This is a genomic window from Stenotrophomonas sp. 96582_Sma (genome assembly GCF_056480905.1).
The window spans coordinates 2,147,997-2,171,933 of the sequence record NZ_CM151122.1 but is presented as its reverse complement, the minus strand read 5'-3'; the positions used below and the strand labels follow the sequence as shown (position 1 = coordinate 2,171,933).

Annotated in this window: 24 protein-coding genes and 1 pseudogene; all 25 read left to right on the top strand. The window is 66.5% G+C overall.

What is annotated here, in order from left to right; all coding sequences use genetic code 11:
* Positions 1-4: 4 nt before the first annotated feature.
* Positions 5-1,885, top strand: a complete 1,881-nt coding sequence (gene flgK / locus ACZK2R_RS10080) for a flagellar hook-associated protein FlgK (RefSeq protein ID WP_125895722.1) — start codon at positions 5-7, stop codon at positions 1,883-1,885.
* Positions 1,882-3,090: a flagellar hook-associated protein FlgL gene (gene flgL / locus ACZK2R_RS10075; RefSeq protein WP_049398114.1), complete on the top strand. Its 1,209-nt coding sequence runs from the start codon at positions 1,882-1,884 to the stop codon at positions 3,088-3,090. Before flgK ends, flgL begins: the two co-directional genes overlap by 4 nt.
* Before the next feature lie 86 nt (positions 3,091-3,176).
* Positions 3,177-3,908: pseudogene (locus tag ACZK2R_RS10070) on the top strand (flagellin N-terminal helical domain-containing protein); the annotation flags it as partial.
* 33 nt (positions 3,909-3,941) lie between these two features.
* Positions 3,942-4,724, top strand: a complete 783-nt coding sequence (locus ACZK2R_RS10065) for a flagellin (protein WP_312022980.1) — start codon at positions 3,942-3,944, stop codon at positions 4,722-4,724.
* Between the two features lie 222 nt (positions 4,725-4,946).
* Positions 4,947-6,464 (top strand): flagellin N-terminal helical domain-containing protein, encoded by a 1,518-nt coding sequence (locus ACZK2R_RS10060; protein WP_106467965.1) that lies wholly within the window; start codon positions 4,947-4,949, stop codon positions 6,462-6,464.
* 183 nt (positions 6,465-6,647) lie between these two features.
* A complete protein-coding gene (gene fliD, locus ACZK2R_RS10055; RefSeq protein WP_049421909.1) occupies positions 6,648-7,988 on the top strand; it encodes a flagellar filament capping protein FliD in 1,341 nt (446 codons plus the stop codon).
* Between the two features lie 125 nt (positions 7,989-8,113).
* Positions 8,114-8,533 (top strand): flagellar export chaperone FliS, encoded by a 420-nt coding sequence (fliS, locus tag ACZK2R_RS10050; protein ID WP_049398118.1) that lies wholly within the window; start codon positions 8,114-8,116, stop codon positions 8,531-8,533.
* Entirely contained in the window at positions 8,530-8,820 is a 291-nt protein-coding gene (locus ACZK2R_RS10045; RefSeq protein WP_125895720.1) for a hypothetical protein, read from the top strand. The genes fliS and ACZK2R_RS10045 overlap by 4 nt, the downstream gene beginning before the upstream one ends.
* Positions 8,817-9,395 carry a PilZ domain-containing protein gene (locus tag ACZK2R_RS10040; RefSeq protein WP_010485910.1) on the top strand — a complete coding sequence of 193 codons (579 nt, stop codon included), beginning with the start codon at positions 8,817-8,819 and terminating at the stop codon, positions 9,393-9,395. The genes ACZK2R_RS10045 and ACZK2R_RS10040 overlap by 4 nt, the downstream gene beginning before the upstream one ends.
* A 91-nt stretch (positions 9,396-9,486) precedes the next feature.
* Entirely contained in the window at positions 9,487-10,119 is a 633-nt protein-coding gene (locus tag ACZK2R_RS10035) for a response regulator (RefSeq protein ID WP_032970105.1), read from the top strand.
* A gap of 407 nt (positions 10,120-10,526) precedes the next feature.
* Positions 10,527-11,936, top strand: coding sequence for an RNA polymerase factor sigma-54 (rpoN, locus tag ACZK2R_RS10030; protein WP_125895719.1), 1,410 nt, complete (start codon positions 10,527-10,529; stop codon positions 11,934-11,936).
* Between the two features lie 14 nt (positions 11,937-11,950).
* Positions 11,951-12,328, top strand: coding sequence for a response regulator (locus tag ACZK2R_RS10025; protein ID WP_010485922.1), 378 nt, complete (start codon positions 11,951-11,953; stop codon positions 12,326-12,328).
* Positions 12,325-13,830, top strand: coding sequence for a sigma-54 dependent transcriptional regulator (locus tag ACZK2R_RS10020; protein ID WP_125895718.1), 1,506 nt, complete (start codon positions 12,325-12,327; stop codon positions 13,828-13,830). The genes ACZK2R_RS10025 and ACZK2R_RS10020 overlap by 4 nt, the downstream gene beginning before the upstream one ends.
* Positions 13,831-14,016: 186 nt before the next feature.
* Complete coding sequence (locus tag ACZK2R_RS10015; RefSeq protein WP_125895717.1) at positions 14,017-14,433, top strand: hypothetical protein; 417 nt, start codon at positions 14,017-14,019, stop codon at positions 14,431-14,433.
* A gap of 387 nt (positions 14,434-14,820) precedes the next feature.
* Entirely contained in the window at positions 14,821-15,186 is a 366-nt protein-coding gene (gene fliE, locus ACZK2R_RS10010; RefSeq protein WP_005409552.1) for a flagellar hook-basal body complex protein FliE, read from the top strand.
* 12 nt (positions 15,187-15,198) lie between these two features.
* Positions 15,199-16,845, top strand: coding sequence for a flagellar basal-body MS-ring/collar protein FliF (gene fliF / locus ACZK2R_RS10005; protein ID WP_125895416.1), 1,647 nt, complete (start codon positions 15,199-15,201; stop codon positions 16,843-16,845).
* A 7-nt stretch (positions 16,846-16,852) separates the two neighbouring features.
* Positions 16,853-17,839 (top strand): flagellar motor switch protein FliG, encoded by a 987-nt coding sequence (gene fliG / locus ACZK2R_RS10000; RefSeq protein WP_024958226.1) that lies wholly within the window; start codon positions 16,853-16,855, stop codon positions 17,837-17,839.
* Positions 17,836-18,477, top strand: a complete 642-nt coding sequence (locus ACZK2R_RS09995; protein WP_032129206.1) for a FliH/SctL family protein — start codon at positions 17,836-17,838, stop codon at positions 18,475-18,477. Before fliG ends, ACZK2R_RS09995 begins: the two co-directional genes overlap by 4 nt.
* Positions 18,474-19,859, top strand: coding sequence for a FliI/YscN family ATPase (locus ACZK2R_RS09990; protein WP_005413257.1), 1,386 nt, complete (start codon positions 18,474-18,476; stop codon positions 19,857-19,859). Before ACZK2R_RS09995 ends, ACZK2R_RS09990 begins: the two co-directional genes overlap by 4 nt.
* A gap of 3 nt (positions 19,860-19,862) precedes the next feature.
* Positions 19,863-20,330 carry a flagellar export protein FliJ gene (fliJ, locus tag ACZK2R_RS09985; protein WP_005416437.1) on the top strand — a complete coding sequence of 156 codons (468 nt, stop codon included), beginning with the start codon at positions 19,863-19,865 and terminating at the stop codon, positions 20,328-20,330.
* A complete protein-coding gene (locus ACZK2R_RS09980; RefSeq protein ID WP_125895417.1) occupies positions 20,330-21,466 on the top strand; it encodes a flagellar hook-length control protein FliK in 1,137 nt (378 codons plus the stop codon). The genes fliJ and ACZK2R_RS09980 overlap by 1 nt, the downstream gene beginning before the upstream one ends.
* 192 nt (positions 21,467-21,658) lie before the next feature.
* Positions 21,659-22,174: a flagellar basal body-associated FliL family protein gene (locus ACZK2R_RS09975; protein WP_049421892.1), complete on the top strand. Its 516-nt coding sequence runs from the start codon at positions 21,659-21,661 to the stop codon at positions 22,172-22,174.
* A gap of 10 nt (positions 22,175-22,184) precedes the next feature.
* Positions 22,185-23,189 carry a flagellar motor switch protein FliM gene (fliM, locus tag ACZK2R_RS09970; RefSeq protein ID WP_032129211.1) on the top strand — a complete coding sequence of 335 codons (1,005 nt, stop codon included), beginning with the start codon at positions 22,185-22,187 and terminating at the stop codon, positions 23,187-23,189.
* Positions 23,186-23,521 (top strand): flagellar motor switch protein FliN, encoded by a 336-nt coding sequence (fliN, locus tag ACZK2R_RS09965; protein ID WP_012510967.1) that lies wholly within the window; start codon positions 23,186-23,188, stop codon positions 23,519-23,521. Before fliM ends, fliN begins: the two co-directional genes overlap by 4 nt.
* Entirely contained in the window at positions 23,518-23,937 is a 420-nt protein-coding gene (fliO, locus tag ACZK2R_RS09960; RefSeq protein WP_125895418.1) for a flagellar biosynthetic protein FliO, read from the top strand. Before fliN ends, fliO begins: the two co-directional genes overlap by 4 nt.

The following is a 23,937-nucleotide window of genomic DNA, read 5'->3' as shown; positions in this document are numbered from 1 at the left end:
CCCCATGTCCAGCGTACTTTCCACCGGTACTGGTGCCCTGCTCGCCTTCCAGCGTGCGTTGGCGACCACCAGCCACAACGTCGCCAACATCAACACCCCTGGCTACAGCCGGCAGAAGGTCGACTTCGCCACGTCTGATCCGCAGAACTACGGCTTTGGGGACGTTGGCAGCGGCACCCGCATCACCGATATCCGCCGTGCTGCCGACCAGCTGGCCATCTCGCGCCTGCTCGACAGCAGCGGCGAGCTGGCACGCCTGAAGCAGCTTTCGGGCATGGCCGACCGGGTGAATGCCCTGTTCTCGGACCCGGCCACGAATGTCGCCGGCTCCTGGTCCAACTTCTTCGACGCCGTCAGTGGCCTTTCGTCCAACGCGGCCGGCACGGCCGACCGGCAGAGCCTGCTCGATGGCGGCAAGGCCCTGGCGAGCCGCTTCGTGCAGCTCAACACGCAGATGAACAACCTGAGCAGCGAGGTCAACAACGGGCTCATTGCCGGCGCCACGGAAGTCAATCGCCTGGCGCAGGAGATTGCGCAGATCAACGGCGCCATTGGCAGCAACGTGGCCAACGCGGCGCCGGACCTGCTCGACCGTCGCGACCAGCTGATCTCGCAGCTGATCGGTTACACCGGTGGCACTGCCGTCGTCCAGGATGGCGGCGTGATGAACGTCTATACCGCAGGCGGCAATGCGCTGGTGGTGGGCACGACCGCGTCCAAGGTCACTACGGTGACCGATCCATACCAGCCCGAACGCCTGCAACTGGCGCTGGAAACCCAGGGCAACACGATCACGCTCGATCCCAAGGCAGTGGGCGGAAAGATCGGCGGCATGCTCGAGTTCCGCGATACCGTGCTGACACCGGCCCAGGCCGAACTGGGCAAGCTCGCCGTCGGCCTGGCCGAGAGCTTCAACCAGGCGCACCACCAGGGCGTGGACCTGTACGGCAAGATGGGCGGCGACTTCTTCACCATCGGCAACCCACGCGTCACGCCCAACGCGACCAATACCGGTACCGGCAGCCTCACTGCGACCTACGGTGACCTCTCCAAGCTGGAGGCACAGAACATCGTCCTCAAGTTCGACGGCACCCAGTGGCAGGCCACCCGCGCCGACACTGGCGCCACCGTTGCGTTGACCGGTACCGGCACCGCCGCCGATCCGCTGGTGATCAATGGCGTCAGGCTGGTGGTCGGCGGCACCCCGGCCACCAACGACCGTTTCCTCCTGCAGCCGACCGCGGGCGTCGCCGGAAGCCTGGAAACCGCCATCACCGATCCCTCCCGCATCGCCGCAGCGGCAGCGGTCAAGGGTACGGCTGCACTGGCCAACACCGGCACCGGGAAGCTGACCGGCGTCACCGTCAACGACGTATCCAATCCGAACCTGCGCGACCCAGCCGCAATCGTGTTCACGTCGGCGACCACCTACACCATCAACGGTGGGCCGCCGCAGACCTACACGCCGGGCCAGACCATCAGCGCCAATGGCTGGAGCTTCGTGCTGGACGGCGCACCGAAGGTCGGCGACACCTTCAATATCAGCCCTACTCCGGCAGGCTCGTCGGACAACAGCAACGCGGCAAAGCTGGCCAAGGTCGAGGACGCCAAGGCGTTCAACGGCGGCACCGTCACCCTCAACGGTGCGCTGGGGGGGTTGACCACGCAGGTCGGCGCGGCGGCACGTTCGGCCGAGTACTCGCTGGACGCGCAGCAGGTCATCACGGACAAGGCGCAGGCAGCCCGCGACGAGATCTCCGGCGTCAACCTGGATGAGGAAGCAGCCGACATGCTGCGGTTGCAGCAGGCCTATCAGGCCGCCTCACAGCTGATCTCCACCGCCGACAACATGTTCCAGACCATCCTGGGAGCCGTCCGTCGATGAGCAGCCGAATTTCCACCGGGATGATGTTCAACCAGTCCGTGTCGCTGATGCTCGCCAAGCAGTCGAAAATCAGCCACCTCGAGCAGCAGATCGCGACTGGCAGCAAGATCACCTCCGCCAAGGACGACCCGGTCGCTGCAGGTACGGCCGTTGGCCTGGACCGTGTCGTGGCCGGGCTCGAGCAGCTCGGCAAGAACGCCAACAGCGTGCAGAACCGCCTGGGCCTGCAGGAAAACGCCTTGGCTCAGGTCAATGAGCTCATGTCGCGCGCCGTGGAGTTGAGTATCCAGGCCAACAGCCCGGTGCCCAAGGCCAGTGACCTCAAGGCCATCGTCAGCGAGCTGAAGACCATCCAGGAAAGCCTGCTGTCGCTGGCCAATTCCAGGGATGGCAGCGGACGCTACCTGTTCGGTGGCAGCAACGACGCTGACGCCCCATTCCAGCGAAGCGGCGGCACCGTGACCTACAGCGGTGACCAGAACCAGCGGCAGGTGGAGGTGGCACCGGGCCAACTGGTCTCCGACGCCCTGCCCGGCAGCGAGATCTTCATGCGCATCCCCACCGGCGATGGCCGTGTGGATGCCAGCGCGGCCGCCGGCAACACCGGCAGTGGCCTGTTGACCTCGGTCAGCCGTGACGGCAGCGGCAGCTGGGCCGGCGGCACGCTCAATGTCCGCTTCACCGGCACTGCCGAAGGTGCCTATGAGGTGGTTGATGGCACCGGAACGGTGGTCGGCAGCGGAACCCACAAACCCGGCGAGGACATTGTCGTTGGCGGCGTGCGCATGCGCATCGAGGGCAAGCCAGCCGCCGGTGATCAGTTCAACGTCAGCGACGCGGGTAGCCGCGACATCTTCTCCACCCTGGACAAACTGGTCGCCGCACTGGAAACCGACCCGTCCACCGAAAGCCAGCGCACGGCGCTGCAGAACACGCTGCAGTCCAGCATCCGCGACCTCAACAGGGCCTCGGAAACGATGATCGACGCCCGCGCCAAGGGCGGCGCCCAGCTGGCCGCCATCGATACCGCGGCCAGCGCCCGCGAAGCCACAGCCGTCACCGTCAAGAGCACACTCTCGACGATGCGCGACCTCGATTACGCCGATGCCATCGGCCAATACAAGCTGGAGACCGCCGCCCTTCAAGCCGCCCAGACGATCTTCAGCCAGATGCAGGCGATGTCCCTGTTCAACAAGATCCGCTAGTCCCTTTCCTCGTTCCATCCGTCTTCCAGCACGGCGCGTCCCGCGCCTTCCACACCGAAACAACCGAGCAACCACGGAGAAGCACCATGGCACAGATCATCAACACCAACACCATGTCGCTGAACGCTCAGCGCAACCTGTCCACCAGCAGCAGCTCGCTGGCCACCTCGATCCAGCGCCTGTCCTCGGGCATGCGTATCAACAGTGCCAAGGACGACGCCGCCGGTCTGGCGATCTCCGAGCGGTTCACCACCCAGATCCGTGGCATCAACCAGGCCGCGCGCAACGCCAACGACGGCATCTCGCTGGCACAGACCGCTGAAGGCGCACTGGGCGAAGTCGGCAACAATCTGCAGCGCATCCGCGAACTGGCCGTTCAGGCCCGCAGCGCAACCAACTCCGCCTCGGACCGCCAGGCGCTGAACGCCGAAGTGCAGCTGCTGAAGCAGGAAATCCAGCGCGTTGCGGAGCAGACCAACTTCAACGGCACCAGCCTGCTGGACGGCAGCTTCACCAACCAGGCCTTCCAGATCGGCGCCGACCAGGGCCAGACCATCAACATCTCGCAGATCACCAATGCGAATGTGCACAAGCTGGGCGACTGGACCAGTGCCTCGACCCCGGCAAGCGTGGCCGGCAAGACTGCGACCGGTGGCGCCGAGGCTGCGATTCCGACGACCTCGGGTACCTCCGGCATTTTCAATGATGTCGCGGCCGCTGCTCCTGCTTTCAGCTTCTCAGTAGGCGGCATTTCGATCCATACCGCTGCTGCTGGCGCCAATGTCACCGCCGCTGACATTACCGCAGCACTGGCCAGCAAGTCCGATGCATTGGCCGCCGCCGGCATCACCATGAGTGGCACCGTCGCTGCCGGCACCTTGGCGTTCTCGCGCGCCGACGGCAATGATCTGCCGATCACCGTCACCGGCGCTGGTACCGGTGAGGGCTTCGCCACTGGCGCCTTTGTCGCCAACCATCAAAACGGCACGCCGGCAGTTGCTGCTGATTTCCCCGCCATCACTGCCGGCCAGCTGACGCTGACCAAGGCCGATGGCAGTGGCGTGGTCGACATCAACGTTGGCGCCGCAAAGAACGCCTCGGAACGCAATACGTTGCTGGTGAACGCCATCAACGCCAAGACCCACGAAACCGGCGTCACCGCATCGCTGATCGACGGAAAGGTGCAGCTGGAAAACAAGGAAGGCAACTTCACCATTGGTGGCTCGCTGAGCGCCACCGCGCTGGCCAATGCCACTGGCCTGACGGCAGGCAGCAGCGCCACCAATGGCACGGCATTCACCGCAGGTACGGCCCAGACGGGCTTTGCAGAACTGGATATCTCCAACCAGGCCAACGCCGACAACGCCATCCTCGCCATGGATGCGGCGCTGCAGTCGGTCAATTCGGCCCGCGCCGACCTCGGCGCGATCCAGAACCGCTTCACCTCGACCATCGCCAATCTGAACACCAATTCGGAGAACCTGTCCGCCGCACGCAGCCGCATCCGCGACGTTGACTACGCACAGGAAACCGCCGAACTGACCCGCGGGCAGATCCTGCAGCAGGCCGGCACGGCCATGCTGGCCCAGGCCAACCAGGTGCCGCAGAACGTACTGCGCCTGCTGCAGTCGTAATACCTGCACCACTCGAGCTGGAGCCGGGCCCCGCCATGCAGATGGCGGGGCCTTTTCGTTTGACCAGAGAAAAAAGGATCGAAACTCCGCTAAAGGCCGGAGGGGTAGTGCCGTTATTGATTTCAGCAGCGGTAGCACACCCCTTGGGGGGACGCCAGCCACTGCCCCCCGAAACCGGTCAGGCTGCTCTGCCGGACACACTGCCTACAAGGAAACCGCACCATGGCACAAGTCATCAACACCAACACCATGTCGCTGAACGCCCAGCGCAACCTGGGCACCAGCGGCGCCAACCTGGCCACCACCATTCAGCGCCTGTCCTCGGGCATGCGCATCAACAGCGCCAAGGACGATGCTGCCGGCCTGGCGATCTCCGAGCGTTTCACCACCCAGATCCGCGGCGCCAACCAGGCCGCCCGCAACGCCAACGACGGCATCTCGCTGGCCCAGACCGCCGAAGGCGCACTGGGTGAGATCGGCAACAACCTGCAGCGCGTCCGCGAGCTGGCCGTGCAGTCGCGCAGCGCAACCAACTCTGATTCCGACCGTCAGGCCCTGAACGCCGAAGTGCAGCTGCTGAAGCAGGAAATCCAGCGCGTCGCCGAACAGACCAACTTCAACGGCACCAACCTGCTGGACGGCACCTTCACCAACCAGGCCTTCCAGATCGGCGCCAACCAGGGCCAGACGATCAACATCTCGCAGGTTGCCAACGCCAACATCAGCAAGCTGGGTAACTGGACCACCGCGTCGAAAGCTGCGACCGCAACCGGCGCCGTACCGGTGGGTGGCGCAACCGCAGGCACCCCAAATGCAACTGCGGCGACCGTCGCGGCGGGTGATTTCACGGCAGCTACGAGCTATGCCGAGTCCACTCTGAATGTGAACGGTGTGAACGTCACCGTCGCTGCTGCAACGGGCGCGGACAATGCCGCTGCTGCTGCCGACCTCATCTCGAAGATGGCCACGGCGATCAATAGCAACGCTACTCTGGCCGCCTCTGGTGTGACCATGGATGGCACTTCTGGCGTCATCTCGAACGCTGGCGCCGGCTTTAGCATGACGGGCGGCAACCTCACCGCAGCGAAGACTGTTGCTGCAGCGACCGTTCTGCCGAAGGCTGCCGACTTCTCCACCGGCGTCGCCGCTGGCGAACTTCAGATCAGCAAGAGTGATGGCTCCGGCTTCGTCGACATTACCGTCGGCGGTGCGAAGACCGCAGGCGAGCGCAGCACCGCACTGGTCAACGCAATCAATGCGAAGACCCACGAGACGGGTGTCACCGCCTCGCTGGTGGAAGGCAAGCTGCAGCTGACCTCGGAGAAGGCCGACTTCGAAGTGAAGAGCAGCCTGACCGCCGACAAGCTGAAGGATGCTACCGGCCTGGCCACTGGCACCGCCAAGTTCACGGCAGGCAAGGCCGCTGAAGGCTTTGCCGATCTGGACATCTCCTCGAAGGACGGTGCCGACAACGCCATCCTGGCGATGGACGCTGCCCTGAACTCGATCAACTCCGCCCGCGCCGACCTGGGTGCAATCCAGAACCGCTTCACCTCGGTGGTTGCGAACCTGAACACCTCGTCGGAAAACATGTCGGCTGCCCGCAGCCGCATCCGCGACGTGGACTACGCTTCGGAAACCGCCGAGCTGACCCGCAACCAGATCCTGCAGCAGGCCGGTACCGCCATGCTTGCCCAGGCCAACCAGTCCAGCCAGAACGTGCTGAGCCTGCTGCGCTGATCCAGCGGTAGTACAAGGCAACAACGGGAAGGGGGCGCAAGCCCCCTTCTTCGTGCCCGGTGGCGGATTGGCATGGGCCTTGCAGAAGGCTGGAGAGCGTTTCCACGCTCAAGCTCGCCCCTCCCAGGCCGATAGCAGGTGCAGGACACCCGCCCGGCCCGTCCAAGATAAAGGATTCCCCTCATGGCCATCGGCACGATTGGTTCCGGCCTCGACATTCCCAGCCTGGTTGCACAGCTGACCGCCAAGGAACGCGAGCCCCGGGAAAAGCAGATCAACTCGGCGGGTGTTGCCGCCAGCGCCAAGCTTTCGGCGCTTGGCACCATCAAAAGCGGAATGACAGGTCTGCAGAGCGCGCTGAAGACCCTGGTCAAGGGTGTGGCCACCCCCGGCCTGAAAGTCAGCACGCCAACCGAGTCGAACTTCACTGCGACCCTGGACACCAGCACGACCGCCGGCAAGGCTGCTGCGGGCAGCCACCAGGTGGAAGTCAAATCCCTGGCACAGAACCAGAAGCTCAGCTCCAAGGCGTATACAAAGGACGCCGTGGTTGGCGACGGAACGCTGACGATCGCATACGGCGACAAGTCCATCAGCGTGAACATCGAACCCGGCGCGACGATGGAGAAGATCGCAGCCGAGATCAATTCCGCCGCCGAGAGCAAGGGCGTCACCGCAGCCGTGGTGACCGCCGACGATGGCATGCACCTGGTATTGACCGCCGTTGATTCCGGCAGCAAGGGCGCGTTGAAGGTCAGCGCCAGTGGCGGCAATGGCGGACTCTCCGAGCTGGCCTATGACGGCACATCCGCATCGAAGATGACCGAGATGGTGCCCGCCAAGGATGCAGTGGTGGTGGTGGATGGTTTCACCCGCACCAGCAGCTCCAACACGATCACCGACCTGGTACCTGGCATCAGCCTCACCCTGACCAAGGCGAAGGAAGGCGAGACGCAGACGCTGACCGTCACTCCGGACAACAGCACGCTGAAGACCAATCTCACGGCCTTCATCACCGCCTACAACGGCATCCAGACCACGTTGAAGAATTCCAGCGCTTACAACGCTGAGACGCGCACGGCCTCGACCATGACCGGTGACGCCATGGTCCGTGGCCTGCAGCAGCAGCTGCGCGCCCAGCTGAGTGCCAACGTCAACGACCTCAAGGATCTGGGCATCACCATTGCCGCCGACGGCAGCATGAGCCTTGATGGCGCCAAGCTCGACACCGCGCTGGCGAAGAACCCGGAGGCCGCCACCAAGCTGTTCGGTGCAGAGGGCGCGCTGGGCAAGCCGATGACCGAACTGCTCAAGAGCAGCCTGGACGCGACCACCGGCACGATCACCCAGCGTACGGCGACCTTGAACAAGCAGATCAAGGCACTGGAAAAGCAGCTGGACGAGCTGGACAAGAACATGGAAAAGGTGGCCGACCGCTACACCAAGCAGTTCACCGCGATGGAAAAGATGGTCACGCAGATGCAATCGGCCGGCGGCTCGCTCATCCAGCAGCTCGGCAACTGATTTCCAGGCATTTTTCCGGCGCAGTCGGTACTCAAGTAGAGCCCCGGCTGCGCCGATAACCCGTTAGACCCGTGCCGAACCCCTCAACCCACGCGGATGGGCAGGCATTCCAGGAGACTTCCCCTATGTACGGTTCCAATCGGCAGTTCGCCGAGCAGTACCGAAAAGTCGGCGTGACCACCTCGGTCGTCGATGCCGATCCACACAAGTTGGTAGCGCTGCTGCTGGCCGGTGCCTGCGAGCGCATCCGCACCGCTGAAGCCTCTTTGCAGCAGAATGACCAGGCGCGCAAGGGCAAGGCCATCGGCGAAGCCTGCGCCATCGTCGGCCACCTCAACGGCTCGCTCGATCACGAAGCCGGTGGCGAGATTGCCGGCAATCTGTCGGCACTGTACGACTTCGTCATCATGCGCCTGACCGAGGGCAACCTGCACAACGATCCGACCGCACTGAAGGAAGCCCTGGGCTTGATGGTGGAGATCGACTCGGCCTGGAACGCGATTCCGGCAGACCAGCGCCAGGTCACCAAAGCGGTGGCGCCATGAACCTTCAGACTATGCACGACGCCCTTGATACGCTGGAAACCAGCCTCGAGGGCGAGGACCACGACACCAGCGAACGGCTGATGGCCGAACACCTGGAAGCCGTGGCTGCCCTGTCGCTGGTTGTCGAGCGCCCCAGTGATGCCGCCATCCTCGCGTTGCGCGACCACCAGCAACGCGTACTGGCGCGCATGATCTCCCTCCGCGATGAAGCCGCAGCTCACCTGAAGCACACCGGCCGCTCCCTTCGCGCGGCGCATGCCTACCTGCAGGCAGAATCACTCGCATGACCCAACTGCCGACCACGTCGCTGCACCACCCCGCCGAAAGCGAGCTGTTCGACGAAACGCTCAGCTGCGAGCTGGCCTTGCCGGCCGAGTTCCAGGCAGGCAGCGCCGCCGGTCGCACCAGCAGTGCCGAAGGTCTGCTGCGCAGCCTGGCCCTGGTCGAGGACAGCCGCGTTGACGAGCACGACGACCGCAATGAGTCCAGCCTGCAGTTGCAGCGGCTGGAAGCCAAGCTGGATCTGGCGATGGTGCTGCTCGGCCGTCTGGTACGCCAACAGGGCCAGGAACTGACGCTGCGCCCTGTGCGCTGGTCACGCCGCGGCATACGCCTGCAGCTGGGGCCGCGCAGCGGCGCCAGCCCCGGCCAGGCCGGCCTGGTGCGTCTGCAGCCCAGCGACTGGCTGCCTGACCATATCGACCTTCCCGTGGAAGTGATCGCCGAAGCGGCGGACGGTGGCGGTGGTCATTACCTGTGGCTGCGTTTCCAGCGTCTTGGCGATGGCCTGGAGATGGCAATGGAGCGGCATCTGTTCCGCCTGCATCGCCGCCAGGTGGCCGAAGCACGCCGCGCCCGCTGAAACCTGCCACCATGACGCCGGATGGGCAACCCTTGGCGCGCCCGTTCAGCTAAGTTAAGGTGGACTCCCCTCACGGACCTCCAACGTGCCTGTGCGAGTTCTCATCGTCGACGATCACACCCTGGTCCGCGCCGGCCTGGCGCGGCTGCTGCAGGGGTTTGCCGACGTGCAGCTCGTCGCCGAGGCCAGCAATGCCGAGCAGGCACTGCAGCTGGCCCTGCAGCACGCCCCGGACGTGATCCTGATGGACCTGTCACTGCCCGGCCGCACCGGCCTGGAAGCCCTCAGCGACATCCGCCTGCGCGCCCCCGGCACGCGGGTGGTGATGATGACCATGCACGACGACGCCGCACACGTGCGCGATGCACTCGATCGCGGTGCGGTCGGGTTCCTGGTCAAGGATGCCGCACCGCAGGAGCTTGAACTGGCGCTGCGTGCCGCGCACGCCGGCCAGGTGTTCCTGAGCCCGCAGATCTCCGCCAAGATGCTGGCACCGATGCTCGGTCGCGAGAAACCCACCGGCATCGCCGCACTGTCGCCGCGCCAGCGCGAGATCCTGCGCCGCATCGGCAAGGGCGAAAGCAACAAGGAAATCGCCGCCGACCTCGGCATCAGCGTCAAGACAGTGGAAACCCACCGCGCACGCATGATGGAGTCGCTGGGCTGTCGCCGCGCCAACGATCTGCTGCTGCTGGCCGCGCGCCACCAGCACGAGCTGGAGTGATCCGACCCCACCGTGCGTGGGCGTCGGGAAAATGCCGGGTGGAGTCGACTGCCAGTCGACTTGCGCGCGAAGCGCGGGCGTTTTCCGTTGTCTGACCGGAGAGCAGTCGACTGGCAGTCGACTCTACCAACCCACGCCCGCCCTCTTCACTGACGACGAATTCCCGTCACCCCGACACGCCCTGACAGGAATCCGTACACGGCGCAGCCCGATCAATCCGGGACCCACACCGGAAATCAGCAACTTAGCGGCGATCATCGTCAACATTCCGCGACAATGTAGGGAATACCCCTACACCCTGTCAGGACATTCACGAAGCCCCTCAGGAACCCCCTGATTCCGCCCCCGCCGGATCAAAAGCAAGATGCGTTCCACAAGGCGCCGGGGAGCGGTGCCGGGGAACCACGATGAAGGCTGCACTCTCGGCCCAGCTGGGCCAACAACTTCACCTCACCCCGCAGTTGCTGCAGTCGATCCGGCTGCTGCAGCTTGATGGCCTGCACCTGGAACAGGAAATCCAGCGCCTGCTGGACTCCAACCCGCTGCTGGAGATCGAAGAGGCTGAAGCACCCACCGCCGAAGCCACCGAGGCCGGCGCCACCACGCTGGAAACCGCTGCGTTCGACGAGCTGCCCGAGTCGTCGATGTGGGACGTGGCCGGCGCCAGCTGGCAGGACGGCGACGACGACCGCATGGCGCGCATCGCCGCCGGCGAATCGAGCGACCCGCAGCTGCGCGTGCTGCAGCGCCTGTCGCTGGACATGGATGACCGCGAGCTGGCCGTGGCCGCCTTCTGGCTGGACCATTGCGATGAGGCAGGCTACCTGCAGGCACCGCTGGACCAGCTGCAGCTGCTGGCCAGCGCCCAGTTCGACATCGCCGCCGACGGCGTGGAAGCCATCCGTCAGCAGCTGCTGCATGGCGAGCCGGCCGGCATGGCCGCACAGGACCTGCGCGAAGGCCTGCAGGCCCAGCTGCGCAGCCTGCACGGCGTAGTCCCCGCCCGCCACCTGGCGGCACGCATTCTCGATGGCGCGCTCGACGCGCTGGCCGCGCACGACTACCCCGCCCTCGCTCGCCAGCACGATGCCGAGATCGACGACGTGCGCGAGGCGGTGCGCCTGATCCTCTCGCTGCAGCCGCGCCCGGGTGACAGCCTGCTGCCCGAACGCAATGCCGTGGTGGTGCCGGACGTGGTCGCCTGGCACGCCGACGACAAGTGGAAGGTGGCGCTGAATCCGGCGACCAGCCGCCGCGTCTCGATCAACAGCCAGTACGAACAGGCCCTGGCCGAGACCAGCGAGGCCGCACCGGCACTGCGCGAAATGCTGCAGGAAGCGCGCTGGTTCAGCCGCGGCCTGTCGATGCGCTACGACACCCTGCTGCGCACCGCGCGGGTGATCGTCGAACGCCAGGCCGCGTTCCTGGTGCGTGGCGAGGAGGCCATGGCGCCGCTGACGTTGAAGGAAGTGGCCGAGGAAATCGGCATGCACGAGTCCACCGTCTCGCGCATCACCACCGGCAAGTTCCTGCAGACCCCGCGCGGCACCTTCGAACTGAAGCACTTCTTCGCCGTGCGCCTGGAAGGCGCCAGCGTCTCCGGGCAGGCCGTGAAGGCCATGGTCCGCCGCCTGATCGACGCCGAACCGGCCGGCCGCCCGCTGGCCGACGAGGCCATCGCCGGCCTGCTGTCGCGCCAGGGGGTGAACATTGCCCGCCGAACCGTCGCAAAATACCGAGAACAACTGGACATCGCCCCGGCCCGTGAACGGCGCCGGCTTGGCGCCAGGCAACCGCAGCTGGCCCGGGTGGGCTGAAAAGGATGTTGGACATGAACAAGCTCACGGTCCTGCTGGTCGATGACCACGAGGGCTTCATCAACGCGGCGATGCGCCATTTCCGCAAGATCGACTGGCTGCAGATCGTCGGCAGCGCCGGCAACGGCCTGGAAGCGATCGAGCGCTCGGAAACGCTGCGCCCGCAGGTGGTGCTGATGGACCTGGCGATGCCGGAAATGGGCGGCCTGCAGGCCACCCGCCTGATCAAGTCGCAGGACGATGCACCGTACATCGTGATCGCCAGCCACTTCGACGACGCCGAGCACCGCGAACACGCGCTACGCGCTGGCGCCGACAATTTTGTCAGCAAGCTGTCCTACATCCAGGAAGTCATGCCGATCCTGGAAGGCCTCAGGGAGGATCGATCGTGAGCGAATCGCGCATCCTGGTGCTGGACAACGACGCCGTGCGCGCAGAGCGCACCGTTGCCCTGCTGGAATTCATGGATTTCAACCCGCGCTGGGTTTCCGACGCGGCCGACTTCGACCTGGGTCGCCAGCGCCAGAACGACTGGATGGCCGTGATCGTCGGCAGCCTGGACGACACCGCTGCCAGCACCGCGCTGTACAACTGGCTGGGCGGCAGCAGCCTGCCGCCGCCGGTACTGCTGGCCGACGGTGATGCCGCAGCCTTTGCCCATCAGCACGGCCTGCACGAAGCCAACATCTGGCCGCTGGAAACGCCGCTGCGCCATGCGCAGATGGAAGCCCTGCTGCGCCGCGCCAGCCTCAAGCGCCTGGACGCCGAGCACCAGGCCGGCGCCGCCCAGGACCAGGGCCCGACCGGCAACGGTCCGGCAGTGACTGCGTTGCGCACGATGATCGAACAGGTGGCCGCATTCGACACCACCGTGCTCGTGCTGGGCGAATCCGGTACCGGCAAGGAAGTCGTGTCGCGCGCAATCCATCAGCGCTCGCCGCGCCGCGACGGCCCGTTCGTGGCGATCAACTGCGGCGCCATTCCGGCCGACCTGCTGGAAAGCGAACTGTTCGGCCACGAAAAGGGTGCCTTCACCGGCGCACTGACCGCGCGCAAGGGCCGTTTCGAAATGGCCGAAGGCGGTACCCTGCTGCTCGACGAAATCGGCGACATGAGCCTGCCGATGCAGGTGAAGCTGCTGCGCGTGCTGCAGGAACGCAGTTTCGAGCGTGTCGGTGGTAACCAGACCATCCGCTGCAACGTACGCGTTGTGGCCGCGACCCATCGCGACCTGGAAACCCGCATCGCCGAAGGCAAGTTCCGCGAGGACCTGTTCTACCGCCTCAACGTGTTCCCGATCGACGTGCCCGCCCTGCGCGAGCGTCGCGAAGACCTGCCGGCGCTGGTGGAAACCATCGCCGCACAGCTGGCCCGCACCGGCCGTGGCGAAGTGCGCTTCACCCCGGAAGCCCTGCAGGCCCTGGCCGGCTACGAGTGGCCCGGCAACGTGCGCGAACTGACCAACCTGGTCGAGCGCCTGGCGGTGCTGCACCCGGGCGGCTCGGTGCGCGTTCAGGACCTGCCGGCCCGCTACCGTGGCGACGCTGCACTGGCAGCGGTGGCCGCACCGGCACCGGTACAGCCGACGGCCAGCGAAGAACGCCTCGACCTGCGCAGCTTCTCGTTCCACACCCCGGGCGGCGGCAGCCAACCGGCGCTGGAGCACAGCATTGCCGTCAATCGCGCCGCAGCACCGGCGGCGCTGCCCGATGAAGGCATGGACCTGCGCAACCACATGGCCAACATCGAACTGGGCCTGATCAACGAAGCACTGGAGCGCACCCAGGGCGTCGTCGCCCACGCCGCCCAGCTGCTCGGCCTGCGCCGCACCACCCTGGTGGAAAAGCTGCGCAAGTACGGCATCGAACGCGAGCAGGCCGAACTGGCCGGCTGAACCTCGCGACCAGCATGAAGGGGGCACGAACGCCTGGGCTTGCCCGGGCGTTGGTGTTTCCAGTACCTGGGGTCAGATCCCTTTTCCTGCGGAAAGAGATCTGACCCCATTGCATTTGCACGTTTTCCTAAAGACATCACCGCCGCAGTGCGGAGCATGGCAAGGACATCCCAACGAGGTCCCACCATGCATCGCCTCACTCTGCTCGCCGCCTTGCTCTGCCCGCCCCTGGCCAGCGCCGCCGACTGCACCCTGCCCACCACGCTGGACCAGCGCCAGTTCACCAACCTCAGCGACCCGCTGTACGCACCGGACAACCCCAATGCCGGACGCATGGTGCAGGTCAGCTTCGCCGGCAACCAGTATGTGCTGGACATCCTCGGCACCGACCTCCGCATCGGCGGCAGCTACCGCTATCAGCACCTGGCCCCCCATATCGCGGAAATCCAGATGACCGAAGCCCACCCGGCCGGCCCTACCCACTACACCCTGCTGCTGACCTGCCAGACCGACCACCAGGGCCGCTTCATCTACACCCAGCACGACGGCCCCATCGCACCCCGCCAGCGCCAGAATTCCGGCCGCTGGACCCTGCAGCCATAGGCCAGAAAACCGACGCCGGTTAAATGGCGCCTTCAATGGGGTAAGAGCCCGTGCCGACCAACGGTCGGCACCCACCATCAGCAGCAGGTTCCAACAGATCGCGGAATTCTGTCGAAGGCGGGGTGGGTCCGGTTGCGGGGGCGTGAGCCGCATGGATGCGGCGACCGAGCTTACATGGACGTACTTGCAGCGTCCCCCGCAACCGGACCCACCCCGCCCCCCACGGATAGCCCGCCGTTGACGTTGACGTTGATTCGGCGGGTGCAGGGCGCAGCCCTGCCAGCACACCCAAAACCCTCACTTCACTGAATCGAAAACCGGTTTCGGCACGGCACTTGCACCTGCTCCAGCAGACAACCCCATCCCCTGTTTCTGGAACCGTTGCAGATGTCCCACTCCGTCACGTCGATCCTTTCGCAGATCCGCTCCTATCAGACCCAGATGGGACAGCCGGCGCTCAACCCGCTGGGCGAAACGCCGCGCAGCAACGCCCTGCCGGGCACGGTGCTGGATGCACCGCAGGCCCAGCCGGCCAGCTTCACCGAAACCCTGCGTGGTGCGATTGCCGGCGTCAACGACGCGCAACAGAAATCCGGCGCCCTGGCAAAAGCCTTCGAAATGGGCGACCCCAGCGCCGACCTCGCCAAGGTCATGGTCGCCTCGCAGCAGTCCCAGATCGCCTTCCGCGCCACCGTGGAAGTCCGCAACCGTCTCGTCCAGGCCTACCAGGACGTGATGAACATGCCGCTGTAAGGATAGAACCGCATGGCCCTGTCGCTCTCCAAGGAATCCCTGAACGCCGAAAAGGCGGGCCAGTGGTTCGATCGGCTGCAAAGCCTGCAGATCACCCGTCGGCTCGGACTGATGGCGATGATCGCCGTGGCCGTAGCGGCCGGGCTGTCCGTGTTCTTCTGGTCGCAGAAGCCCGGCATGGTCCCGCTGTATACCGGCCTGGACCAGAAGGCCACCGCTGAAGCGACCGACCTGCTGCGCGCCGCGCAGATCCCGTTCGCGCTCGACCCGGCCACCGGTGGCATCACCGTGCCGGAAAAGAACCTGCACGACGCCCGCCTGAAGCTGGCCGGCTCCGGCCTGACCGACAGCGGCAAGCTCGGCTTCGAGCTGATGGAACGCGACCCGGGCTTCGGCGTCAGCCAGTTCGTGGAAAGCGCGCGCTACCAGCATGCGTTGGAAACCGAGCTGTCGCGCACCATCAACACGCTGCGCCCGGTGCGCGATTCGCGCGTGCACCTGGCCATTCCCAAACCCAGCGCCTTCACCCGGCAGCGTGACGTGGCCAGCGCCTCGGTCACCCTGGAACTGCGTGGCGGCCAGCAGCTGGAACGCAGCCAGGTCGACGCCATCGTGCACATGGTCGCGGCCAGCATTCCGGACCTCGCTCCGGAACGGGTGACGGTGGTCGACCAGAGCGGGCGCATGCTCAGCATCACCGACCCGAACAGCGAAGCGGCAGTCAATGCGGCCCAGTTCGAGCAGGTCCGCCGCCAGGAAACCTCGTTCAACCAGCGCATCCGCGAGCTGCTGGAGCCGATGACCGGTCCTGGCCGCGTCAATCCGGAAGTGAGCGTGGACATGGACTTCTCGGTAACCGAGGAAGCCCGTGAGCTCTACAACGGTGAACCGCAGAAGCTGCGCAGCGAGCAGATGAGCGAGAACACCACCAGCACCCCGGGCCCGCAGGGCGTGCCGGGCGCGACCAGCAACAGCCCGCCGGGCCAGCAGGCCGCACCGGCAACCGCACAGACTCCGACCGAAAGCAGCAAGAACGCGACCCGCAACTACGAGCTGGACCGCACCCTGCAGCACACCCGTCAGCCGGCCGGCCGCATCAAGCGCGTCTCGGTGGCGGTGCTGGTGGACAACGTGCCGCGCGCCGGTGCCAACGGCAAAGTCGCGCCGCAGCCGCTGTCGGCGGCCGAGCTGACCCGCGTCGAGGCGCTGGTCAAGCAGGCCGTCGGCTTCAAGGCCGAGCGTGGCGACACCGTGTCGGTGATGAACGCCCCGTTCGTGCGTGACACCACGCCGGTCGAAGGCCCGGCATGGTGGGAGCTGCCGTGGGTGCACGACGCCGGCCGCATGCTGCTGGGTGCCGTGGTGGTGCTGGCGTTGCTGTTCGGTGTGCTGCGCCCTGCACTGCGCGCGATCACCGGCCAGAACAAGAAGAACGACCAGCTGGCACTGGAGCCGCATACCGCGGACGTGCAGCTGGTCGATGACGATGGCATGCCGCTGCCGGCGCTGGGCGCCGACCGGGCCAGCCTGGGCGGGCCGGATGCATTGGCCCTGCCGGTGGATTCATATGAGGAACGACTGCGGATGGCGCGTGAAGCCGTGAAGACCGACTCCAAGCGCGTGGCCCAGGTGGTCAAGGGCTGGGTGGCCAATGACTGAGGCCGCACTGACTGGCGTGCAGCGCGCCGCCGTACTGCTGCTTTCGCTGGGTGAGCTGGATGCGGCCGAAGTGCTGCGTCACATGGAACCCAAGGAAGTGCAGAAAATCGGCATCGCCATGGCCACCATGACCGACATCACCCGCGAACAGGTGGAACGGGTGATGGACCAGTTCGGCCAGGAGCTGGGCTCGAAGACCTCGCTGGGCGTGGGCTCGGACGATTACATCCGCAACATGCTGGTGCAGGCACTGGGCAGCGAGAAGGCCGGCAACCTGATCGACCGCATCCTGCTCGGCCGCAACACCACCGGCCTGGACGCGCTGAAGTGGATGGACCCGCGTGCTGTGGCCGACCTGGTGCGCAACGAGCACCCGCAGATCATCGCCATCGTGATGGCGCACCTGGAAACCGACCAGGCCGCCGACGCGCTGAAGCTGCTGCCCGACCGTACCCGCGTGGACGTGCTGCTGCGCATCGCCACGCTCGATGGCATTCCGCCGAACGCGCTCAATGAACTCAACGAGATCATGGAGCGCCAGTTCGCCGGCAACCAGAACCTGAAGTCGTCCAACATCGGCGGCGTGCAGTGCGCGGCCAACATCCTGAACTTCATGGACAGCGGCCAGGACCAGGCGATCCTGGGCGAGATCGCCCGCATCGATGCGCCGTTGAGCAACCGCATCCAGGACCTGATGTTCGTGTTCGACGACCTGGTAGACCTGGACGACCGCGAAATGCAGCTGGTGCTGCGCGAAGTGAGCGGCGAGCGCCTGGGCCTGGCCCTGCGCGGTGCCGACATCAAGGTGCGCGACAAGATCACCCGCAACATGTCGCAGCGCGCGGCGGAAATCCTGCTGGAAGACATGGAAGCCCGTGGCCCGGTGCGCCTGTCCGACGTGGAAGGCGCGCAGCGCGAGATCCTGGCCATCGTCAAGCGCATGGCCGATGAAGGCACCGTCACCATCGGTGGCAGCGCGGAGGCCATGCTGTGAGCAACGTCGTGCGCTGGCTTGCCCCGGACCTGCTGGCCCAGCCCGAACCGGTGCTGGATCAGGCGGATGCGTTCGAACTCACCGAGCCGGACCCGGAACACGAGCCGGAGCCGCCGCTGCAGCTGCCGACCCTGGAGGAAATCCAGGCCATCCAGGACAGCGCAGAGAAGGAAGGCTTCCAGCACGGCCATACCGAAGGCTACGGTCAGGGCCAGGCGGAGGTGCGTCGTCTCGCCGCGCAGATCGAAGGCATCCTGGACAACTTCAGCCGACCGCTGGTGCGGCTGGAGAACGAAGTGGTCGGCGCACTGGGCGAGCTGGCGGTACGCATCGCTGGTGCGTTGGTCGGTCGCGCCTATGAAGCTGACCCGGCACTGCTTGCACAGCTGGTCGGTGAAGCCATCGACGCAGTGGGTGGCAGCACCCGCGAGGTCGAAGTGCGACTGCACCCGGACGACATCGCTGCCCTCGCCCCGTTGTTGAGCCTGCCGCCACAACAGCGCCTGGTGCCCGACACCAGCCTGAGCCGCGGCGATCTTCGCGTGCACGCTGAAGCCGTGCGCATCGACGGCACCCTGGAAGCCCGCCTGCGCGGCGCGCTGGACGCGGTGATCCGCCAGACCGGAGCCAATGCATGAACCCCGATCCGCAGCCGACGCCGCCACCGGCCGACTGGGCCATGGCCCGCAACCTGCGTCTGGCCCGTCGGCTCGACGGCCTGCGCGTGGATACCGCCCATGGCCGCGGCCTGATCCGCGAGGGCGTGCTGCGCCGCGCAGTCGGGCTCACCCTGGAAGCGGTCGGCTGCGAGGCACCGCTGGGCGCAAGCTGCAAGGTGGAAGTGGTCGATGGTGGCTGGGTCGATGCCGAAGTGGTCGGCTTCGCCGGCGAGCGCACCTACCTGATGCCCAGCGCCGAACTGCACGGCCTGCTGCCCAACGCACGGGTGGTGCCGTCCGCGCGCCGCGGCGGCGTGGAAGTGGGCGAAGGCCTGCTCGGCCGCGTCATCGACAGCGACGGCGTGCCGCTGGACGGCAAGGGCCCGATCCGCGCCGAAGGCCACGTCGGCATGGCCGGCGTGTCGATCAATCCGTTGGCGCGTGAGCCGATCACCCAGCCGCTGGACGTGGGCGTGCGCGCGATCAACGCGCTGCTGCCGATCGGCCGCGGCCAGCGTGTCGGCCTGTTCGCCGGTTCCGGCGTCGGCAAGTCGACGCTGCTGGGCATGATGACCCGCTACACCGCCGCCGACGTGATCGTGGTCGGCCTGATCGGTGAACGTGGCCGCGAAGTACGCGACTTCGTCGAGACCACGCTGGGCGAGGAAGGCCTGCGCCGCGCCGTGGTGGTGGCCAGTCCCGCCGACCGGCCGCCGCTGGCGCGCCTGCATGGTGCCTATCGCGCTACCGCCATCGCCGAATGGTTCCGCGACCAGGGCCTGAACGTGCTGTTGCTGATGGACTCGCTGACCCGCTTCGCCCAGGCGCAGCGCGAGATCGGCCTGTCGGTCGGCGAACCACCGACCACCCGAGGCTACCCACCGTCGGTGTTTGCCAAGCTGCCGGCGCTGGTCGAGCGTGCCGGCAATGGTGCCAAGGGCCGTGGCTCGATCACCGCGTTCTACACGGTGCTGACCGAAGGCGACGATCCGCAGGATCCAATCGCCGATGCAGCGCGCGCGATCCTCGACGGCCACATCCTGCTGTCGCGGCGCGTGGCCGACAGTGGCCTGTACCCGGCCATCGACGTTGAATCGTCGGTCAGCCGCGTGGTCACGGAAATCGCCGACGAACCGTGGCGCCTGCGCATCCGCAAGCTGAAGCGGCTGGTCTCGGCCTACTCGGCCAACCGTGACCTGATCGCCATCGGTGCCTACCAGCGCGGCAACGACGCGGCCACCGACGAAGCCCTGGAACGCTGGCCGGAAATCATGGAGTTCCTCGGCCAGGACGTCGCCAAGGCCGCAGATCTCCCGCACAGCCAGGCGGCACTGCAGCGCCTGGTGGAACAAGAGAGTTAAGCCATGAACCAGTCCAAGCGCATCGATCCCCTGCTCAAGCGGGCCCAGGAACACGAGGACGCAGTCGCCCGCGATCTGGCCGAACGCCAGCGCGTGCTCGATACCCATCTATCGCGACTGGACGAACTGCGCCGCTATGCCGAGGAATACGCGAACGCGCAGATGGCGGCGACCAGCCCGGCGCAGCTGCTGAACCGGCGCGCCTTCCTCGACCGTCTCGACAGTGCGGTGGAGCAGCAGCAGGCCACGGTCAACGGCAACCGCGAAAAGGTGGAAGCCGAGCGCGCCCGCCTGATCCTGGCCAGCCGTGACAAGGCCGTGCTGGAACAGCTGGCCGCCAGCTACCGCGCACAGGAAAAGGTAGTGACGGACCGCCGCGACCAGCGCGAGATGGACGACATTGGCGCGCGTCGCGCCCGCCTGGTGCAGGCCGAAGATCAGGACGGCGCCGAGCAGGGGGGCCGCTCGTGATGCCCGCGCCATTGGCCAGCAGCGCCAACGCGCAGCCACAGCATTCCGGCAGCAGCGCACCCCGCGCGCCACGCGGTGATGGCAACAAGGAGTTCAGCCAACTGCTGCACGGTGGCTCGCCGGCTGCCGATGCACCCTCGAAACCCTCGAACTCGCCTATGCCGTCCACGCAGGGACCGGCATCGGACAGCACTGGCCAGGCCGGCGCCGAGCGCAGGCCGGACAGCACTGCCGTCCCCGAAGAGACCGCCGCCACGGTGCCCACAGCACCGGCCAAGCCGGTTGCCGAAAAGGACACCCCGGCGGCGACCGAGGAAGCCCCTTGGCCGCCACTCGGCCTGGCCGGGCTGGTGCTGGCGGTACCCGCGCCTGCCGATCCTGCCGCCGCTCTGCCAACAGTGGCCGCAACGGCTACCGACGTAGACGGCAACGCACTACCCGCCCCCGCCGCACTGCCGGCCGCCGCAGCCCTGCCATCCACAGCGGCGGCTGCCACATCGTCCACCACCAGCAGCGGCACCGACCAGACAGCCACGCTGCCGTTGCCTGAACTGGTGCTGCCCGGCAAGCGCAACGAACGTGGCGAAGACAGCGACGCAACCTTCATCGGCGACCGTGCCGCAGCGCCGCTGCTGCATGCGCCAAGCAATGCGGCCGTGCAGGATCTGAAAGCCGCGCTGGCCACCGGCAATGCCATCTTCAATGGCGAGCCGACGCCGAAGCCGGTGCTCGGTGACGATGGTTTCGACCAGGCCGTCGGCGCGCGCCTGGGCTGGCTGGCCGACCAGAAGATCGGCCACGCCCACATCCGGTTGAGTCCGGACGACATGGGCCCGGTCGATGTGCGCCTGCAGTTGAACGGCGACAAGGTGCATGCCAGCTTCAGCAGCCCACACGTGGATGTGCGCCAGGCACTGGAAAGCAGCCTGCCGCGCCTGCGCGAACTCCTCGGCGAGCAGGGCTTCCAGCTGGCTCATGCTGATGTTGGTCATCAGGCGCCCGGTGGTGACGGCAATGCGTCAGGCCAGGCCAGTGGCGGCGGCATCGCGGGTGACGGAGAACCGTCGCCGGGCGAGGCCAGCGTGTCGTCCGCGCAGTTGATCCGCCAGCGCGGGTTGCTGGACGCGTACGCCTGACAGACGTGCCAACCAAGGTTGGCACCCACCAGAGCGGGACGGTTGGCACCTACCAGTATCGCGTTGGTGGGTGCGGAGCGTGCGCCGCACGGCCCCACCGGCACCCCGACGGAATTCCGTCGCACCCCTCTGCCCCGGCTCCGGCACACCCCTTGCATATCCCGGTGAAGCAACCCTCAGGAGCTTCACCCCGTGGCCGCAGCCGCTGACAAAACCAAGAAGACCGCCGAGAAGGACAAGGCCGCCAAGCCGCGTAGTCCGATCCTGATCACCGCACTGGTGGCCGTGCTCGCCGCCGCTGCCGCCGGTGGCGGCGTCTGGTTCTTCACCCAGTCCAAGCACGAAGAGAAGACCGCGCAGGCCCCGAAGAAGGCCAGTACTCCGGCACCGGCGCAGTACTTCGCGCTGGACCCGGCCTTCGTGGTCAATCTCAACGGCCCGGTCGACGGCCCGCGCTACCTGCAGCTGGAAGTGCAGCTGATGACCCGCGATCCCGCTGCACTGGAAGCGATCAAGACGCATGCGCCAGCCATTCGCGCACGCCTGCTGATGCTGTTCTCGCAGGTCAGCCCCGACCAGATCGCCGACATCGCCGGCAAGCAGAAGCTGCAGGCCGCTTCGCTGGCCGAAGTGCAGAAAGTGCTCAAGGCCGAGACCGGCAGCAACGGCGCCGACGATCTGCTGTTCACCAGCTTCGTGACCCAGTAAGGGCCCACAGATGAATGATCTGCTGTCCCAGGACGAGATCGATGCCCTGCTCCACGGCGTGGACAGTGGCGCGGTCGAGACCGATGCGGAACCGCCGTCAGGCGAAGCACGTTCGTACGACTTCGCCAGCCAGGACCGCATCATCCGCGGTCGCATGCCGACCCTGGAAATGGTCCATGAGCGCTTCGCGCGCCTGTGGCGGATCGGCCTGTTCAACCTGATCCGCCGTTCGGCCGAACTGTCGGTGCGCGGCATCGAGCTGATCAAGTTCAACGACTACATGCACTCGCTGTATGTGCCGACCAACCTGAACCTGATCCGCTTCAAGCCGCTGCGCGGTACCGGCCTGATCGTGTTCGAACCGACCCTGGTGTTCGCCATCGTCGACAACTTCTTTGGCGGCGACGGGCGCTACCCGACCCGCATTGAAGGCCGCGAGTTCACCGCCACCGAAATGCGGGTGATCCACCTGCTGCTGAAGCAGACCTTCGCCGACCTGCGCGAGGCCTGGGCACCGGTGATGGATGTCGACTTCGAGTACATCAACTCGGAGATCAACCCGCACTTCGCCAACATCGTGACGCCGCGCGAGTACGTGGTGGTGTGCCGGCTGCACGTCGAGCTCGACGGCGGTGGCGGCGACATCCATGTGACCCTGCCGTATTCGATGCTGGAACCGATCCGCGAGCTGCTCGACGCTGGCATCCAGAGCGACCGCAATGATCGCGACGAAAGCTGGGGCCAGACCCTGCGCGAACAGCTCAACATCGCCGAGGTGACCCTGTCCAGCGTACTGGCCAGCAAGCGCATGACCCTGCGTGACCTGACCCAGCTGAAGGTCGGCGACATCCTGCCGATCGAGCTCAGCCCGCAGGTGCCGCTGTGCGTGGAGAACATCCCGGTGTTCACCGGCGAGTTCGGCATCGCCAACGGCATGAACGCCGTGAAGATCACCGCTACCCATCCGCCGGGCACCCGCCCGCGCGCACCCGTCATCCAGGAAGACCCGCAATGAACGATATCGACGCCCTCGAACCGACCCCGGCCCAGTTCGGCACCCTGCAGGCCGAAGAAGGGGCCGGCGCCGACCTCAACCTGGACGTGATCCTCGACGTGCCGGTGACCCTGTCGCTGGAAGTCGGTCGTGCCCGCCTGCCGATCCGCAATCTGCTGCAGCTCAACCAGGGCTCGGTGGTGGAACTGGAACGCGGTGCCGGCGAGTCGCTGGACGTGTTCGTCAACGGCACCCTGATCGCCCACGGCGAGGTGGTGGTGATCAACGACCGCTTCGGCGTGCGCCTGACCGACGTGGTCAGCCCGAGCGAGCGGATCCGGAGACTGCGTTGAGCCTGCTGGCCTCCACCCTGTTGGCGGTCGGCAAGACCGCCGCACCGATCGGTCCGCAGGTCGGCCAGCACGCGGCCGCCGCACCGAGCCTGTTCGGTGCGGTGCTGGCGCTGCTGGCCGTGCTGGCGCTGGTCATCGGCCTCGGCTGGCTGCTAAAGCGCCTGCCCGGCAGCGGCTTCCGCCCGGCCGACGGCATGAAGGTGGTGGCCAGCCTGAGTGTCGGTGCCAAGGAGCGCGTGGTGGTGGTCGAGGTCAACGGCCAGCAGCTGCTGCTGGGCGTCACCGCCGGCGGTATCAACACCCTGCACACCCTGCCCGAACCGCTGCCGGCGCCCGCGCCGGTGCGCGTGCCGGACTTCAAGAACCTGCCGAATTTCGCCCAGCTGCTGCAGCAGCGGCTGCGCAAGGATCCCTGA

Coding starts and splice junctions, on each gene's coding strand:
- fliE (WP_005409552.1), top strand. CDS start 14,821: ATGTCCCACTCCGTCACGTCGATCCTTTCGCAGATCCGCTCCTATCAG.
- rpoN (WP_125895719.1), top strand. CDS start 10,527: ATGAAGGCTGCACTCTCGGCCCAGCTGGGCCAACAACTTCACCTCACC.
- fliN (WP_012510967.1), top strand. CDS start 23,186: ATGAACGATATCGACGCCCTCGAACCGACCCCGGCCCAGTTCGGCACC.
- ACZK2R_RS10040 (WP_010485910.1), top strand. CDS start 8,817: ATGACCCAACTGCCGACCACGTCGCTGCACCACCCCGCCGAAAGCGAG.
- ACZK2R_RS10060 (WP_106467965.1), top strand. CDS start 4,947: ATGGCACAAGTCATCAACACCAACACCATGTCGCTGAACGCCCAGCGC.
- flgK (WP_125895722.1), top strand. CDS start 5: ATGTCCAGCGTACTTTCCACCGGTACTGGTGCCCTGCTCGCCTTCCAG.
- fliM (WP_032129211.1), top strand. CDS start 22,185: ATGAATGATCTGCTGTCCCAGGACGAGATCGATGCCCTGCTCCACGGC.
- fliJ (WP_005416437.1), top strand. CDS start 19,863: ATGAACCAGTCCAAGCGCATCGATCCCCTGCTCAAGCGGGCCCAGGAA.
- ACZK2R_RS10045 (WP_125895720.1), top strand. CDS start 8,530: ATGAACCTTCAGACTATGCACGACGCCCTTGATACGCTGGAAACCAGC.
- fliS (WP_049398118.1), top strand. CDS start 8,114: ATGTACGGTTCCAATCGGCAGTTCGCCGAGCAGTACCGAAAAGTCGGC.
- fliD (WP_049421909.1), top strand. CDS start 6,648: ATGGCCATCGGCACGATTGGTTCCGGCCTCGACATTCCCAGCCTGGTT.
- ACZK2R_RS10025 (WP_010485922.1), top strand. CDS start 11,951: ATGAACAAGCTCACGGTCCTGCTGGTCGATGACCACGAGGGCTTCATC.
- fliF (WP_125895416.1), top strand. CDS start 15,199: ATGGCCCTGTCGCTCTCCAAGGAATCCCTGAACGCCGAAAAGGCGGGC.
- flgL (WP_049398114.1), top strand. CDS start 1,882: ATGAGCAGCCGAATTTCCACCGGGATGATGTTCAACCAGTCCGTGTCG.
- ACZK2R_RS09980 (WP_125895417.1), top strand. CDS start 20,330: ATGCCCGCGCCATTGGCCAGCAGCGCCAACGCGCAGCCACAGCATTCC.
- ACZK2R_RS10015 (WP_125895717.1), top strand. CDS start 14,017: ATGCATCGCCTCACTCTGCTCGCCGCCTTGCTCTGCCCGCCCCTGGCC.
- ACZK2R_RS09990 (WP_005413257.1), top strand. CDS start 18,474: ATGAACCCCGATCCGCAGCCGACGCCGCCACCGGCCGACTGGGCCATG.
- ACZK2R_RS10065 (WP_312022980.1), top strand. CDS start 3,942: ATGAGTGGCACCGTCGCTGCCGGCACCTTGGCGTTCTCGCGCGCCGAC.